Source organism: Paenibacillus marchantiophytorum, from assembly GCF_014640555.1.
GTDB lineage: Bacteria > Bacillota > Bacilli > Paenibacillales > NBRC-103111 > Paenibacillus_E > Paenibacillus_E marchantiophytorum.
Genome location: NZ_BMHE01000057.1, coordinates 25,518 through 41,308, shown reverse-complemented (window position 1 = coordinate 41,308; position 15,791 = coordinate 25,518). Strand labels below are relative to the sequence as shown.

At 46.0% G+C, this 15,791-nt stretch carries 19 protein-coding genes and 1 pseudogene; 9 read left to right on the top strand and 11 right to left on the bottom strand.

What is annotated here, in order from left to right; all coding sequences use genetic code 11:
• Positions 1–194 precede the first annotated feature (194 nt).
• Together IEY34_RS31495 and IEY34_RS31490 are read right to left on the bottom strand one after the other, a co-directional pair.
• On the bottom strand, positions 195–938 hold the full coding sequence (locus IEY34_RS31495) for an SDR family oxidoreductase (RefSeq protein ID WP_189019531.1): 744 nt from the start codon (positions 936–938) through the stop codon (positions 195–197).
• A 13-nt stretch (positions 939–951) separates the two neighbouring features.
• Positions 952–1,536 (bottom strand): TetR/AcrR family transcriptional regulator, encoded by a 585-nt coding sequence (locus tag IEY34_RS31490; protein ID WP_189019521.1) that lies wholly within the window; start codon positions 1,534–1,536, stop codon positions 952–954.
• 221 nt (positions 1,537–1,757) lie between these two features.
• Between IEY34_RS31490 and IEY34_RS31485 the strand changes: the two genes are divergently transcribed.
• The 4 genes from IEY34_RS31485 (at position 1,758) to IEY34_RS31470 (ending at position 5,255) form a co-directional block, all read left to right on the top strand.
• Complete coding sequence (locus IEY34_RS31485) at positions 1,758–2,246, top strand: SRPBCC family protein (protein ID WP_189019520.1); 489 nt, start codon at positions 1,758–1,760, stop codon at positions 2,244–2,246.
• A gap of 41 nt (positions 2,247–2,287) precedes the next feature.
• Complete coding sequence (locus tag IEY34_RS31480; RefSeq protein WP_189019518.1) at positions 2,288–2,704, top strand: VOC family protein; 417 nt, start codon at positions 2,288–2,290, stop codon at positions 2,702–2,704.
• Between the two features lie 712 nt (positions 2,705–3,416).
• The gene (locus IEY34_RS31475) at positions 3,417–4,628 is read left to right on the top strand and encodes an oxalate decarboxylase family bicupin (RefSeq protein ID WP_189019529.1); all 1,212 of its coding nucleotides are present in this window, start codon (positions 3,417–3,419) and stop codon (positions 4,626–4,628) included.
• 417 nt (positions 4,629–5,045) lie between these two features.
• Entirely contained in the window at positions 5,046–5,255 is a 210-nt protein-coding gene (locus tag IEY34_RS31470) for a hypothetical protein (protein WP_189019516.1), read from the top strand.
• A 394-nt stretch (positions 5,256–5,649) separates the two neighbouring features.
• Here IEY34_RS31470 and IEY34_RS31465 read toward each other — a convergent pair whose 3' ends face one another.
• Entirely contained in the window at positions 5,650–6,036 is a 387-nt protein-coding gene (locus IEY34_RS31465) for a hypothetical protein (RefSeq protein ID WP_189019514.1), read from the bottom strand.
• Positions 6,037–6,197: 161 nt separating this feature from the next.
• On the opposite strand from IEY34_RS31465, the pseudogene IEY34_RS37060 reads away from it, so the two are divergent.
• A pseudogene (locus IEY34_RS37060) lies at positions 6,198–6,308 on the top strand (DUF3231 family protein); the annotation flags it as partial.
• Between the two features lie 377 nt (positions 6,309–6,685).
• Here IEY34_RS37060 and IEY34_RS31455 read toward each other — a convergent pair.
• From IEY34_RS31455 to IEY34_RS31445, 3 genes are all read right to left on the bottom strand, one after another.
• Positions 6,686–7,798, bottom strand: a complete 1,113-nt coding sequence (locus IEY34_RS31455) for a PAS domain-containing sensor histidine kinase (RefSeq protein WP_189019511.1) — start codon at positions 7,796–7,798, stop codon at positions 6,686–6,688.
• Complete coding sequence (locus IEY34_RS31450; protein WP_229757930.1) at positions 7,791–8,441, bottom strand: response regulator; 651 nt, start codon at positions 8,439–8,441, stop codon at positions 7,791–7,793. The genes IEY34_RS31455 and IEY34_RS31450 overlap by 8 nt, the downstream gene beginning before the upstream one ends.
• An 88-nt stretch (positions 8,442–8,529) precedes the next feature.
• A complete protein-coding gene (locus tag IEY34_RS31445) occupies positions 8,530–8,994 on the bottom strand; it encodes a GAF domain-containing protein (protein ID WP_189019509.1) in 465 nt (154 codons plus the stop codon).
• 291 nt (positions 8,995–9,285) lie between these two features.
• On the opposite strand from IEY34_RS31445, the gene IEY34_RS31440 reads away from it, so the two are divergent.
• Positions 9,286–9,984, top strand: a complete 699-nt coding sequence (locus IEY34_RS31440; RefSeq protein ID WP_189019507.1) for a Crp/Fnr family transcriptional regulator — start codon at positions 9,286–9,288, stop codon at positions 9,982–9,984.
• A gap of 9 nt (positions 9,985–9,993) precedes the next feature.
• Here the strand turns inward: IEY34_RS31440 and IEY34_RS31435 are convergent, their stop codons facing one another.
• Positions 9,994–10,485: a hemerythrin domain-containing protein gene (locus IEY34_RS31435; protein WP_189019505.1), complete on the bottom strand. Its 492-nt coding sequence runs from the start codon at positions 10,483–10,485 to the stop codon at positions 9,994–9,996.
• 175 nt (positions 10,486–10,660) lie between these two features.
• Here IEY34_RS31435 and IEY34_RS31430 point away from each other — a divergent pair, with 175 nt between their 5' ends.
• Both IEY34_RS31430 and IEY34_RS31425 read left to right on the top strand, forming a co-directional pair.
• Positions 10,661–11,713 carry an acyltransferase family protein gene (locus tag IEY34_RS31430; protein ID WP_189019503.1) on the top strand — a complete coding sequence of 351 codons (1,053 nt, stop codon included), beginning with the start codon at positions 10,661–10,663 and terminating at the stop codon, positions 11,711–11,713.
• 100 nt (positions 11,714–11,813) lie between these two features.
• Positions 11,814–12,473, top strand: a complete 660-nt coding sequence (locus IEY34_RS31425) for an SDR family NAD(P)-dependent oxidoreductase (RefSeq protein ID WP_189019501.1) — start codon at positions 11,814–11,816, stop codon at positions 12,471–12,473.
• A gap of 887 nt (positions 12,474–13,360) precedes the next feature.
• Here IEY34_RS31425 and IEY34_RS31420 read toward each other — a convergent pair.
• The 3 genes from IEY34_RS31420 to IEY34_RS31410 are packed head-to-tail and all read right to left on the bottom strand — an operon-like array spanning position 13,361 to position 14,678.
• Positions 13,361–13,531: a hypothetical protein gene (locus tag IEY34_RS31420; RefSeq protein ID WP_189019499.1), complete on the bottom strand. Its 171-nt coding sequence runs from the start codon at positions 13,529–13,531 to the stop codon at positions 13,361–13,363.
• A gap of 27 nt (positions 13,532–13,558) precedes the next feature.
• Entirely contained in the window at positions 13,559–14,098 is a 540-nt protein-coding gene (gene hpf, locus IEY34_RS31415) for a ribosome hibernation-promoting factor, HPF/YfiA family (RefSeq protein WP_189019498.1), read from the bottom strand.
• Between the two features lie 37 nt (positions 14,099–14,135).
• Complete coding sequence (locus IEY34_RS31410; RefSeq protein ID WP_189019496.1) at positions 14,136–14,678, bottom strand: hemerythrin domain-containing protein; 543 nt, start codon at positions 14,676–14,678, stop codon at positions 14,136–14,138.
• Positions 14,679–14,841: 163 nt separating this feature from the next.
• On the opposite strand from IEY34_RS31410, the gene IEY34_RS31405 reads away from it, so the two are divergent.
• The gene (locus IEY34_RS31405; protein WP_189019494.1) at positions 14,842–14,997 is read left to right on the top strand and encodes a hypothetical protein; all 156 of its coding nucleotides are present in this window, start codon (positions 14,842–14,844) and stop codon (positions 14,995–14,997) included.
• Positions 14,998–15,030: 33 nt separating this feature from the next.
• Here IEY34_RS31405 and pflA read toward each other — a convergent pair whose 3' ends face one another.
• Entirely contained in the window at positions 15,031–15,771 is a 741-nt protein-coding gene (gene pflA / locus IEY34_RS31400; protein WP_189019492.1) for a pyruvate formate-lyase-activating protein, read from the bottom strand.
• Positions 15,772–15,791: the final 20 nt, after the last annotated feature.

Genomic DNA, 15,791 nt, shown 5'->3' with positions numbered 1-15,791 from the left:
AACATGTCTGTAACTCGACCTTAGGGGTTTTTTTGTGTTTTGTCCAGATAAATACATCATTTAATTACATATTTAGGAATATATTCTAACGAAATATTCATGTTAGGTTTTTTGCAAAGCTTCTGCACTTTTTGCTAGAATAGCGCACTGTAGTTCCCTCTTGCTCGAGGCAGTTGGAGTAAGGCCGGCATGTCTTAGACAAAGCCGCCGTTAATGCGGATCGTTTGGCCTGTTACCCACTGTGATTCCTGACCAGCCAGGAACATAACTACGCTTGCCATATCCTCCGGCTCGCCCAAACGACCGAAAGCGTTCATGCTTTTAATGCCATTGATCTGCTCCTCCGTTTTCCCGACGGTGAACAGTTCTGTGTTCACGGGACCAGGCGCAACCGCGTTGATGGTAATTCCGGAAGGGCCGAACTCTTTGGCCAATTGACGGGTAAATTGTTCAACAGCTCCCTTGGTGCCTGCATAGACGCTATAAGTCGGGAACATCGCTCCGGCAACGGAAGTTGAGAAATTAATAATGCGACCATTTCTATTCATATGCTTGAAAGCCTGCTGGCAAGCGAAGTAGGTGCCTTTGACATTGATGGCAAACTGCTTATCGAAATCTGCTTCCGTCATGGCCGCGATGGGTTTGGTGATCATAATGCCGGCATTATTTACGAGAATATCGATCTGTCCATAAGCCTTCAGTGTTTCTTGGAACAGACGCTCAATCTCTGCGATTTGACTGATATCGGCTTGAACGGCTAAAGCTTCCCCACCGTTCCTCTTGATGCCTGCAACCACTTCTTCGGCAATAGCGGCATTGCTGGCATAATTGATAATAACTTTGGCTCCTTGCCCCGCCAACTTCTCCGCAATTTCGCGGCCGATTCCTCGGGATGCTCCTGTTACTAAGGCAACTTTTCCAATTAAAATATTGTTCATCATTCAGTTCCTCCTACTTGAGGCCAGTAAGGATTAATTGCCAAACATTTTCAAACTCTTGTTCACTCGTTGCTGATGACCATTCCCTAGCATGCGCTGGATGGTGGAATCGAGAAGTTGCAAGGAATACAGCCTTCGCTGTCACGTCAGTTGCCTCAGTATGAAACTCAGCAGCTTTGACTCCCGCTTCGATAATTTGGGCAAGCTGACTAATCAAATAATTCACATGGTGTTGAATAATCTCAACGGATTCTAAGGTTACATTGGCATACATGCTGAACATTTCCGGGTCCTCTTTGCGAAATGTTCGTTTAATGCTTATCAGGGTAACGAACCACAAGTGCAAACGCTCTTGGGCACTACCTTGTGTCTGATCCGCAATCAACTGCAAAGAATCCGATATATGAAGCAACCATCGCTCGGTAACTGCCTCTCGCAAGGCTGCTTTGCTTGGGAAGTGCCGGTACAGGGTACCGTGACTGACTTGAAGAACTTTGGCAACATCAACAACAGACGTCTTCTCTGGGCCATAGCGTCTTAACACTTGTGCTGCGGCGTCTAAAATCGCTTCTTTCGTTAAGGGTTGATCATTAGCCATGGTGGTTGAGGAACATGGACAGCTTCCTCATCTTTCCCCCCTCTCTAGTAGTTTTACTATATCATACCACTCATTGTGACAATAAACAAAAAATATTTTTTGTCATTCGTATAGCGCTCAAATCCCCGCTAACCCTCATAATATTCCTTGACAGGAATATTCCTAATAAAGTATATTCAAATCAAGAAGAATAGCTGCACCCCAATTGGAGGAATAATGCAATGACTGAAAACCGATCAACCAACCATACGTTCACTGCAATCGAAGGTCGAGAGCTCACTGTCAAACGTGTGTTATCCGCGCCACGCGAACTGGTTTTTCAAACTTGGATCGATCCGCAGCATTTGTCGAATTGGTGGGGGCCGCAAGGCTTTACCATCACGATACAAGCCATTGATGTGAAGCCAGGCGGGGTGTGGCGCTATATCATGCATGGGCCTGACGGAATCGACTACGACAACAAAATAACTTACATCGAAGTAATCAGCTCGGAGCGTCTCGTTTATTCGCATGGCGACTTTGAGGAAGACGAACAATTCCGAGTGACGGTTACCTTTGCGGAGCAAGGAAATACAACGGAGCTGACTATGAGTTCGCTCTTCAAATCCGCTGAGGAACTGGAGATGGTTGTGAAGCAATACGGCGCAGTTGAGGGTGCTAAACAAACGCTTGATCGTCTGGAAGAAGAATTGGCCAAGTTGTCGCATTAAATGAATTTAAACCAACCAAACTAATTGAAGAGGTGCTTATTATGGGATTCCAAGCTAAACAAATGTTCGTTAATTTACCGGTCAAAGATTTGAAGCAAACCATCGCTTTTTTCACCAAAATCGGATTCGAATTCAATAAGCAATTCACGGACGATAACGCAACCTGCATGATTATTGGCGAAAATATTTATGCCATGCTGCTTGTCGAGCCATACTTCCAAACATTCATCACCAAAGAAATCGTCGATACGAGCAAGCAAGCTGAAGCTATTATAGCCCTTTCCGTAGCTAGCAAAGCTGAAGTTGATGAGGTCGTGAATGCCGCCCTCGCAGCTGGCGGATTCCCTTCCAAGGAACCGCAAGACCACGGCTTCATGTACTCCAGGAGTTTCCAGGACATTGATGGACATCTATGGGAAGTTTTCTATATGGACGAAAGCGCCATTCAACAGGGCTAATCAGCTCAAATCTAAGCATTTTGATCAAATAAGGGGTTATGAAGTTCATAAGGGCTTCCCTCAAGGTCTCTTGACCTTGGGGGAAGCCCTTATGAACTTTCATCCAAGCTCCGCTGTCCTCCAGCCACTAGCAAACCGATGAGATAGGGACCGATAATCCCGCCATTATTTTCAAATATATGTAACAAAAACTAAATTAAAGCTGTCTAATATAAAGGCTATCCTGACGAGAGAATAAGCAAAAGATATTCGGAGAATAATGGAGGAGCGAAATAATTGAGGTATCTGATTTTCATTTTATTATCCATCACTCTTCTAACAAGTTGTTCGAATGATGAAGAATATCCCTTCGCAATTGCATCGCATGATGTCATATTCGCTCGAACTAATGAAATAGTGCCATCCCAACAAATTGGAAAAGAGATCGGAAAAATAAAGAAACCGCGGCAGTCTAGAACTTTAAATTCAAGTCCTTAAAGCCAGCTGCAAAAATAGGACCCTGTACAGACATCAACCAAGTCTTGTACGGGGTCATTTGTCTTCCCTTCGAAGCTACTACTGCTCCGAACGCCATTCCGATGGAATTAATCGGGACTAACAATCCGCTTGCTGCGCACCCAGTTTCCCCTCAATAATCTCGATATTATTAACTACTATCCCCTGAATGTGCATATCTATAGCTTTCTATCATATTTTATAACGTACTACCTACATCTTATTTGCTGAAAAGGGTGATGGCTTGGAACGTATTCCACAACCAATTAGAAGCGATGGTGCCGGTTGGGTCGATAAAGGCCCCCGCGATGTGATGAGAGACCTTGAGAATCCCAATATGTTTGTTCCTCCGGCTACAGATGCAGGATTAATTCCCAATCTTAAATTCTCTTTCTCAGACTCGCATATGCAATTGAACCAGGGCGGCTGGTCGCGCGAGATCACCGTTCGAGAACTGCCAATCGCCACCACACTTGCTGGTGTGAATATGAGCTTAACCCCTGGCGGTGTGCGTGAATTGCATTGGCATCAGCAAGCAGAATGGGCCTATATGATACTGGGCAGCGCAAGAATTACCTCCGTTGACCAACACGGCCGTAATTTTATTGCAGACATAGGTCCTGGCGATCTATGGTATTTCCCTCCCGGACTGCCCCATTCCATCCAAGGACTCGAAGAAGGCTGTGAATTCCTGCTCGTTTTTGATGATGGCCACTTCTCAGACCTCAATACACTATCGATTTCAGATTGGTTTGCCCATACGCCTCCAGATGTCCTATCCGCTAATTTTGGCGCACCGATAGGCGCCTTTGACCATATCCCTTCGGATCAGGTTTATATTTATCAAGATGTCGTCCCAGGTCCCATAGAAAGTCAGCAAGTTTCTTCTCCTTATGGTACCATCCCACAGAGTTTCTCTCATAAACTGCTGGCGCAGCCACCACTCAAAACACCCGGCGGAAGTGTGCGTATTGTGGACTCCACCAATTTCCCTATTTCCCAAACAGTCGCAGCCGCTCTCGTCGAAATCGAACCTGGCGCTATGCGTGAGCTGCACTGGCATCCCAACCAAGATGAATGGCAATATTACCTTACCGGGCAAGGGCGCATGACGGTTTTTGGCGGGAACGGGGCAGCCCGAACATTCGACTACAGAGCCGGAGATGTCGGTTATGTGCCATTTGCCTTTGGTCATTACATCCAAAATACCGGGACGGGGTCGCTATGGTTTCTGGAGATGTTCAAAAGCAATCGTTTTGAAGATGTCTCGCTGAATCAATGGATGGCCCTCACACCCGCCAGCTTGGTAAAAAGCAACTTGCATGTCGGCCCTGAACTACTTGATACGCTGCGCAAAACAGAATGGCCTGTTGTGAAATACCCCGGATTTTCGTATTACCCCAACCCTATTTCCCCTTCCAAATATTGATACATTTAGGTTCGTATTAGGTTTTGGAAAGAAGATGTCCAACTAGACACTCCTAAACTGTACGACAACAGTTTTGATATCATGTTCCTTCGCGTCTTAAAAGAAATTAGCATGGTGTTGTACACCGTCAATATGAATATGTCCTACCGCTCGGAATTGATGGATATCTACGAGGGACTAAACGTGGTTAGGTAAAAAACGTACCGAAGCCTCGGTTTGCCCAGCTACATCAAGGGTTTGTTCAAAGATCTAAGCTGCGAAAGTTGAGTTAATAATCCGTCCATTTAATTGAATGAGTAAAGTAAGTTGAATTTAAAAAGTCTCTTATTAATTAAATTCTTTAATATCTAATAATGAAACTTTTGATGGAACTGTCCGTATACTTCACCATGCTAAAAAATTTATGAGGTGAGATAGATGGACATTCAACAAGAAAGAATTTGTATAAAATGTGGTAACCAAATGATTAAATGTTATGTTGCTGATGGATTTAAGGGTTTATTGGTTAAAAATCCTGAAGGAGATGGTTTGTTTAGTAACAAAAAAAACACAAATATAAATCCTTTTATATGCACAAATTGTGGCTTTGCAGAATGGTATGCAGAAGATCCAGAAAAATTAAAGTAAGCATATCCTTGAACTTAACAGGGAACGATAGCTTGATCCGTAATCCAGCCAAAAGCAGACCGAGGATCCTAAGGTTCCAAATGTCTGCTTTGGGGGAACAAGTACCGTGCGTAGAAAGCATTCAACCTATCGTTCCTCCCCCTGGTCCCGATCCTTCTGTTGGTTAGCAGCGGATGAGGATCGACTTCATCATCAGACGGTCAGTGGTTCCGGGTTGGCGGCACAGGCCAAGCCGCTGATGTCTTGTAGAGCATTCTGAACGCTTTTAAAAGCAGCCTTTATCTCTTTGGCCAACTGTCTTTGCGATATTTGAATAGAGCCCCTCTGCTCCTTCACATAGTGCAAGATGAGTACGCTTTGAGTATTTCTTTTTACCCTGATATTCAGCTGCTTTTTAAAGGAACCTGAACAATAAAGCTAGAGAAAATGTCGTTTTGTTTCGAACCCCTAAACCATATGGAACACCTTTAAGAAGTCTTTTTATTGCTGGATTATCCATCACCCCGAAAAAGACGATTTTACTCCCAGTTCCACTTGCAGCTGATTCTTGTTTCATCACTTTATCTAAAGTATTTGGTTCCGTCTCAAAGGTCTCGTTAACCCATTCTTTCAATTCGGCTATTGTGAATCTATAAACATTTTGATAAATAACATTATACGCTGTCGGCATTCTCCAGCAACGTTCCGGACTAGTAGCAGCTGCATTGAGGGATCTAAATACTTGTTTAAATGCACGGCTTATAAGTCCGTAGTCATCCAATTGTTTCGGTGTAGCTTTCACTCTTTCTATCATCCAGTGCAAATGCGAACCTTTAGGTGACTTTATTACTAGAGTTGGGTATGGCAGATGAAATATCCGACAAAGTTGATGGATATCAACTAGCGTTGCATCGGGATTATCAATCTCTATGCTTACAGCATTTAGCCAGCGCAAATACTGATGCGAAGGATATTTATTTTTACACGCACGAAGGTATTAAAATCATGATTAAAAATGGTTGGCTGGAAGAACCTCCACAAATGGAAGATAGACATCAACTCATTCATCACTAGTTGAGAGGAGAGGGTGAGGACGAAAAAGGAAAAAACAAGAGGCTGCTCGTAAGGTAATAACCTTGCGAATAGCCTCTTCATTAAAGCTTCTAGCCTTCAATCAAGCGAGACGATCTTTCACCTTGGGCTTCATAGCCTGTTATCTGCTCTCTAACTATGGTGACTGTGCCTCCTTTGTTCGTCAGGGTCGTTTTCACGTCCCCGATTTTGCAATCTTCACAGATCCAATTGTTAGCTGACTTCCTAAACCCATCTGCCTTCCCACACTGCTCGCAAGTGATCATTCATCCTCAGCTCTCTTTCTGATAAGCTGCTTTAACTATAGTCCTTCTAGCTGTTGCCTTCTGTGAGAAATATCACAGTACTGCGAAGCGTAATTATGTCATCGGTATCGTCAAAGTCACAGTCGTTCCTTCTCCCACTCTGGTGTCAATTGTTATGTGACCGCCTGCACTCATAGCTCTCTCTTCCATGCTAAACAAGCCTACCCCTTTGGCCAGGCTGTTTCTGGTGAAGCCCTTGCCTCTGTCAGCTATTCGAACGACAACATAAGCGTCAACTTCATGAACGGAAACATGGGCCTCTGAGACATCCGCATATTTGGCAATATTGGTAAGCGCCTCTTGAATCACCCGATAGATCGTGGTTTCCTCAAGCGCGCCCAGTCGTCTTCGCAAGCTGCTGTCCAGCTTTACTTTGATTCCATAGTGATCCGCGTAATTTTCAATATACGTACGAATGGCCGGTACAACACCTAGATCATCCAAGACCGAAGGTCGGATCTGCCAAGCTAAACTCCGCACTTCTTCAATAATACCGGAGACATTGTGCCTAAGGAGCGTTATTTCCGGGTTCGCTGTCTCCCCTTCTCCGATTAACCGATCCATCTGGATCAGCAAAGAGTAGAGGCTCTGACCGATGCCATCATGCAGTTCACGGGAGAACTTGCGACGTTCTTCCTCCTGAATTTGCATAACCTGCGACATCATCTTCTTGAGCTCTTCTTCCACTCTTTTTAACTCCGTAACCTCATTGCGAATGGCGAGATATTGATAAGATTTCCCTTGCTCATCCACGAATGGAACGATGGTTGTATCTACCCAATAATAGCTTCCGTCCTTCGCTTTATTTTTGATCTCGCCGTGCCATACTTGCCCGGAGGAAATCGTTTGCCACAGATGAGACATAAAGGCTTGCGGGTGATAGCCCGAATTAATAATCCGATGATCCTGCCCCATCAGTTCACTGCGGGGATACTTGGAAATTTCACAAAATTTATCATTCACATAGAGAATGATTCCTTTAGGGTCAGTAACCGCTACAATGGACGATTCGTCGAGCGCAAATTTAACATTGGACAATTGTTTAAGCGACTGTCTTAGATCCTGTTGAAAGACGGCGTCAGCGATATGTTCGTCAAGACGATTCAATAATTCGACGACATGTTCGCCAATAACATCCGGAAACTCCTTATCCAACGTCTCACTCAAAGTTCAACAGTCCTTTCTTCACAGCGAATTTCACCAATTCCGGTCTCGTCTTGAGCCCCAGCTTCTCCATCACATTGCTTTTATGCGACTCCACGGTTTTGACGCTGATGATCAATTGTTCGCCAATCTCTTTATTTGAGAAGCCTTTGGCAATTAGGCCCAATACTTCCTTTTCACGCTCCGAAAGGGATTCAAACGTATCTTTATTCTCACCGTGCTTCAATCGTTCTATATATTCATTCATGAGTCTCTTCGTTGCTGTTGGATATAAATAGGCGTTGCCCGCTGCAACAGAACGGATTGCTGTTAACAGTTCCTCATGCGGGGCGCTTTTCAGAATGTATCCGGAGGCGCCGACATGAATGGCTCTGAATAAGTATTCGTCATCATCATGCATGGTCAAGATCAGAATGGCTAAATCAGGCATCAAACGCCTTAGCTCCGTTGTCGCGGTAAGCCCATCCATGCCAGCGGGCATATTAAGATCCATTAAAACGACATCCGGTTTCAGCAGCAGCGCTGCCTGAATTCCTTCTGCGCCATCAGCAGCTTCCCCGACGACTTCGATATTGTGCTTGCCATGGAGCAGCATCATTAAACCTGATCTCACTACGGCATGATCATCCACGACCAGAATCTTCAACGTCCCATCCTCCTTGTAACCGGCTTATAAGACCAGCCTTACTCTATGCTCTAATCATAACAAATATAGAGAACTCCCGTCAGGAATTTCATGTGGCCGTTTCATTGAGGATGTCCTCTATGTAAGAAGCCACGGTGTGAATCCTCCCTTGGACTGCTTGTATTTCACCAGGTTCAAATCTGCTTTGTTCCCGTTTCCCTATATAGAGCAAACCCAACATCCGATGACTTGAACTGGTCACTACCGGGAAGGCTGCAGCAGACAGCAGGCGTTCAGCAAGCATAACGGGACATTGAAGTCTTTCTTGATGAAGGCGAGGATTCGCATCATCCAGCTTAACCCATCGACCCAAGCGCAGAACAGCAGCGGCTAGTCCAAGGCCTACTTTTTTGATCACCATTTGTTGATACCGATCATTCCTGTTGCCCACTGCATACTTCCAGTAGCTGCGCCCTGTGTCATCAGGAAGAGGCGCCAACGCGATGAAATCGCTTGACGTCAAGCTTCGCAAAAGCTCTAGTTCTACTCCTATATTTACCTCTCTAATCGCCACACAGGGCACCTCCGTTTCAACGAAGCCAATCGAAATTTCCTTACCTACCATTGTAAACGTATTGCTGCTTCTTGTAAGTCAGGGAAAACCCTGATTCCCGCATCAGGAAATGAAGCAGCTATCCCTTGGCTTTCGCTAGGGTACTACCAGGAAAGCAAGGGTTAGCTGTGATTTTCCTCACAACCACAATAAGGAGTTTCCCCCCCAAAAGATCAGTAAAACTCCCGATAACCAAACAGCAGTAAAATCGGTATGATGGAGATAACAAGAAACGTTGAGGAGTTGGTCCCCATGGCCTTGAATAAAGGGATTATGAATTTTTTCTCAGAAGAAAATTTCGAGAGACTGCAAAGCATTATGTATGTCAAACGTGCTGCTAAAGGGGATTTTCTATTCTGGGAAGGCGACACAGCCGATAAATTATATTACATCATCCAGGGCGGAGTTCGTATCACCAAACTGTCTGAAACAGGCAAAAGCTTCATTCTTTACCTGCATCAGTCAGGTGATTTATTCGGCCAGATCGATCCCTTTCAGAACTCGTTGCAGAGTTTTGGCGCAGAAGTGACGGAGGATAGTGAAATTGGCGTCATACAGCGCAAAGACCTTGAGGTCCTGTTATGGCAGCACGGCGACCTTGCGATTGAATTTATGAAATGGATGGGGCTCATGCACCGCATGACAGAAACGAAGTTTCGCGATTTAATGATGTATGGCAAACCAGGCGCGCTCTGTTCTTTACTCATTCGATTAAGCAATTCGTACGGTGTGCCTCAAGGCGACGGCATCCTGATTGACTACAAAATGAACAATTCCGAAATGGCAGATATGATTGGATCAACCCGGGAAAGCGTCAATCGCATGTTAAGTGATATGAAGAAGGAAGATGCCCTCGAATTCAACAATGGTCACATTGTCATTAAGGACGTGACTTACCTCCGCGATATCTGCCACTGCGAGAACTGCCCTTTGGAGATTTGCCGCATGTAGGCAGTTGCCTTACGACTGGGTATGGATGCTGCTGAGCAATTGGTTCGCAATCGGGAAAACCATCTCTTCTTCGGATACCAGGTGCTCAGATAATACCGAGCACGCCACACTAAGCAATGAGATCGCCTTTTTCAATTTAATACGATCTGCGCACTTGCAGATATCCACATATTCCAGAAATGAGCGGACGAATCGTTCCGCCTGTTTGTGATCTTCCTCCATCACCCACGTAGAGGTCAAGAAGGTAGGCTCGACACCCATCTGCGCATATTCGGCAAGTACAGGGAGTACCTCCGCTTCCTCCCAATGCTCATGTGCCTCAAGCTGCTGCATGAAAGTTAGCATGTGCTTGCGAATCTCTTGAAGCAACTGCTTGGATTCTTCAGAGCCGAGTATGGCAACCATGTGACTTGTCATTTCCTGAACATGATTAAGCTCTTTCTTTAAGGCGACATGTTCCTCCATGAATCGTTCCAGTACCTTTTGAAGATCAATAACCATACACTTATTCCTCCTTTGATCGCTGTACTTACATTGTATGCCTTTCCTTCAACAATCTCTGTGAGGTGAATCACAGTGTTCTAATTACGTCTTCGTGACTTACATCACTGCAGCGTCGCGAAGGCAGGTTTACATTAGATGAGAAGAAATTCCGACCCTCATGGAGGTAATGGTTGTGGATAAAGTAGATCATACAGCTTCGAATACATTCATGCTCAACGCTAAGTTTCTCCTCATTTTGTTTGTGGTCATCGCAAATTGCATCGAGCCGCTCATTCAACAGAGCCCAGCTTTCCATTCCTTGTATCTGGCTATTTATACCTTTCATATTCCCATGTTTGTTATGGCAACCGGCTATTTCTCCAAAAGTTTCAAGCTCGACGTCCCGGGTATCCAAAGTCTGCAAATGATTTTCTACCATTACCTGATTTTCCAAAGCCTCTACTCCCTGCTGGATGCACTGGCTTTCCATGCGCCAGGTGTACGCTATTCTTTCTTTATTCCCTATTCCTTATTATGGTTTTTGTTCAGCCATTTTTGTTGGCGGTTGCTCCTGCTGCTCTTTACCAAATTGAAGCACCCTCTCGCAATCTCTATCGTTCTCGGGATCCTTATCGGCTATGCCCCGTTTACCGGGACGATGCTCAGCTTCTCAAGGACACTCGTCTTCTTCCCCTTCTTCTTGGCTGGTTACTATTTTCAATTGGACAGGGTCCCTAAGCTGATTGTTCGTCTGAATAAATGGTTCAGCGCCATCGGATTGCTGGGTATTCTGGTCCTTCTGAACGTCACAACGCTTGACCCCAAGTGGTTATACAGCAGTTTTACTTATACGGAGCTAGGTTCCTTGCATTGGTATACGGGCGGGTACCGCTTGGGAATTTATTTACTGGAAATTGTCGCATCATTTTGCTTTCTGAGTTTCGTTCCACGCACGCCGTCCATTCTGACCGAATGGGGCAAATACACGGTATATGTGTTTTTACTACATGCCTTTATTACGAAAACAGCGATTTCTCTGGGACTCTTCTCCCATGTTCATACGGCTGCTCAGATGGCTCTTGTCTTACTGCTTGCCGCTGCGATGACTTGGCTGCTGTTGCAAGGTTGGGTTCGCCGTTTCAGTCAACCGCTGATTGAACCCCATTTATCTTTCTGGAAACGAGGAGCCATTCGAACAAATAAGCGACCTCAGTTGCCTGATTCACCAGACTCGCCAATCAAGTAAAAATAAGGCTACGAATAATCAAAATAAAGATAAGGAAAGATAGCCATTTTCACTATACTTATGGAAGGTTCATTAAGCCTAGGAATGATAGGGGTACGACATGGATTTGGGATTGGCAGGAAAAGTAGCACTGATTACCGGCGGAAGCAAGGGGATCGGATTGGTGACCGCGATAACGCTAGCGTCTGAAGGCGCCCATATCGCCATTTGCGCTCGCAATGAGGATGACCTGCGAGGCGCAGCAGCGAAGATCGTAGAGAAGACCGGCGCGAAGGTTCACTATATTCAAGCCAACGTTTCATCCGAGGAAGATTGCCAAAGGGCTGTTGCGGAAACCGTGGAGCGCTTCGGGCGATTGGATATTTTGATCAATAATGCCGGCACCTTCGCCGCCAGCCCTTTCGAGCAAGCTACGCATGAGGTGTGGACACAGGATCTGGATTTGAAATTGTTCGGTGCTATTCATTGTTCCAAAGCTGCGCTGCCTTACTTAATAGAGTCAGGCAAAGGAGCGATTGTGAACATGTCCACATCCTCCGCCAAAACCCCGGCCGCATCAATCGAGAGAAGCTGGAGAAACCAGCATCCCGAGCTGACCTGGGAGCAGTTCTCGCAGCTTCCCCACCATCAAATCCCATTGGGACGCATCGGCTACACGCAAGAGGCCGCCAACGTCATCGCGTTTCTCGTATCCGATGCCGCTTCCTATGTGACCGGAACTTCGGTAAATGTCGACGGGAGAAAAGGTGCAACGCTGTAAACTTTTGAAAGCCCTCCACCCTGTCGTCTGGTCAAGACCCCATTTCGGCGTCTGTTCGTTCATCCATCTGTCCATCCATCTGACTGCCCTCCGTGCGTCCGCTCGCCCATCCATCTGTCCATCCATCTGACTCCGTGCGTCCGCTAGTTCATCCATACGCTAGCCAGCTTATCAAACCTAACGAACGCTATGATGCTTATCGACGAGAAAAAGGCTACTTTAACGAACTAACGAACTCAATAGGCGTTATGAAAGAGCATTTAGGAGGAAGTGTGATCATTATCTTTCTATAGCGCATCTGGAATTCTACGCCTGAGAGATGAGCCGCTTCCAAGCGACAAATCCTAGTAGGGGAACTACAGTACGCTATTTAGGCAAATAGCAGGGATGCTGGGACAATAGCGGAACTACAGGGTCTTATATCCACGAAAAGCACTATTTTTCCCAAAAAACAACAAAATAGCGTATTGTAGTTCCCTCAACCTCGCGATAATGGCACTTTTTGCTAGAATAGCGCACTGTAGTTCCCTTACCGCGCGAGGCAGCAGAACTAGCTCCTCGATCACGCCTGTGTGCACAATGATGAGCACAGGGATGAATAGGCAAGCTAAAAATGTGCTTATTCCCGCTAGCTTCAAGGTATTTCCTGAAACATGCTTATCTGCTGAAATTCCGTCCTTCTTTCCTCGAAAGGCGAACCATAAGCACTCTTACCTTGCTTATGTCTCCAAAACAGCAGCCATTCAAACAAATAAGCACGTTCAGCTACCTTATTCTCCGCGCACCGAGCCCCAAAGGGGAGGCCCAAGGCTTCGCTCACCCTAAACCCAAAAAAAGAAGCAAGGCTTTACTCACCCCAAACCAAAAGAAAGAGGCAAGGGGTCAACTCACCCCTGCCTCTTTCTCTTGCTCTTGCTCTCGCTCTTGCTCTTGCTCTTGCTCTTGCTCTTGCTCTTGCTCTTGCTCTTGCTCTTGCTCTTGCTCTTGCTCTTGCTCTTGCTCTTGCTCTTGCTCTTGCTCTTGCTCTTGCTCTTGCTCTTGCTCTTGCTCTGCCTCAAGCTTTGCCTCTTGCCCTGCCTCTTACCCTATGCCGTTGTAATAAGTCCGAATGTGCCATCGTGGCGACGATACACCAGTTCGGTTTTGTTGGTATCCCGATTATAAAACATGTGGAAACTGTGATCCAACAGCATCATTTGGAGAATGGCTTCATCGATATCTTCCGGCTTATTCGGAACGATCTTCACACGGGCTACTTCAAAGAGGGCCTCGTCCTCTCTGTCCGCCCCTACCGGCCGGCCAGACATCTCTCTTAATCCGCCTTGTTGGCGTATGCGATGCTTGATTTTGTCCTTTAACTTTCGCGTCTGTCTCTCTAATTTATCGGCGACGCCATCGATTGATGCGTACATATCCTCGCTTTTTTCTTCTGCGCGAAGCACAACGCCTTGGCAGGTGATCGTGACTTCTACCGCATGAACTTGTTTGTGGCCTTGCACAGACAGCGTAACATGCATGTCGCAATCTTCTTCATACCAGGATTCCAATCGTCCTAATTTGCGCTCCGCATATTCGTGCAAGGAAGGAGTCACTGTTACATCTTTGCCATGTATAATCAATCTCATTTCGCTCATCTCCTTGGTATTCATCATCGGTCCTATATCAACAAAAAAATGACTCCAAATCTGTCATCACTTGCTCCGTTATTGGAAAAACAAGCTGTTCCTCCATGGTAAAGTGGTCGTTTAATATCAAGCACGCCTGAACGAGATGCGATGTGATCTCCGCTAATTGCTTCTTAGGAACAAGAGGTGATACCTTGCTAACAGCTTCCTGGAAAGATTCGATAAACGACAGGCCGAGTTGATGATCTTTTTCCAATACCCAGAAAGAAGGCAGGATAGAAGGTCCCGAGTGACGATCAAAATAGGTCAGCAGAAACGGAAACAATTCCTTCTCTTCCCAATCCGAATGCCGTTTCAGCACTTCAACGAATCGCTGGGTGCGATCTCTGAGTTCATGGACAAGCTGTATGCCCTTCACCAAATCATCCGACAGAATCACTCCCTTGGCGCTCGTTTCGAGCAGCCTTAGCTGATCTCTCAATTCCTCATGCTCTGCCCTTAATCGATCGGTCGCATATGCAAGCTCGTCTGGGTTTGAAGAAGCAATCCCTGAAGCATAGCCAGTGGCATGTATTGCCATACTGCGTCCCTCCCAAAGTCATCATTTCCTTCACTATCTTCAGTATAACGGCAGAATTGGCTTCTCGCTGTGCGCTAAATCACACACAGCATGTGAAATTTGTCACATACATGCGCTCAAACAAGTTATATAATTAAATCATCAAAGAAGAGGAGTGATTTCTATGACAACCCTGCATAATGAAGAGTTAGAAGCCTTGCGCGATGATTTCTGCTGTGAGTATGGCAAAGTATTTGCGGAAAAAGCGGCTGGGTTACACGATCAGGAAGAACCGAACGATCTGCAGCACGTTGGCCTTCAAGAGGAATACTTCCTATGAGTCATCCGAAAAAATAACCAGTAGTGCTGGAATTCATCCTGCGCTGCTGGTTATTTTTAATCTACCTTGTTCAATTAGATCCCTCGCCCGGGCAACTTCTTGATCTGTCGGCGTAGGGCATTGTTCGAGCGGATATTCTTTCCCCATTTGCTGCCACTTATGAACGCCCATTCTGTGATAGGGCAGCAGTTCTAATTTACTTACGTTTTGCAAAGAGCCGATAAACTTGCCAAGCTCAAGCAGATCCTTGGCCTCGTCCGTCCAACCAGGTACAAGTACGTGGCGAATCCAGACAGGTTTGCCTATCTCGCTCAAATATTGACCAAAGCGCTTGATCCGATCATTAGGCTGCGCCGTCAGCGCGATGTGCGTCTCTGGATTGATTTGTTTCAGATCAAGCAGCACTAAATCAGTTACATTCAGCAGCTCCTGCGCATGACTCGGCTCACAAAACCCGTTGGTATCCAGGGTGGTATGCAGGCCCCAGCGCTTGCGGCATTCGGCAAACAAACGGGCCAGGAAGGGAGCCTGCAAAGTCGGCTCCCCTCCTGTTACCGTAATGCCGCCTCCCGAGCGGTGGTAGTACTCGACGTAGGGTTCGATCTCCCGGAGAATCTCCTCTACCTCCATCGGTCTGCCCGCATTCATTTCCCATGAATCCGGATTATGGCAGTACTGGCACTGCAGCGCACAGCCCTGCATGAAAAGCACAAAACGGATACCCGGACCGTCAACGGTGCCGAAGGTGTCGAAGGAATGTATGCGTCCTTTCATTGGTCTGCCCCCTCTCTAAC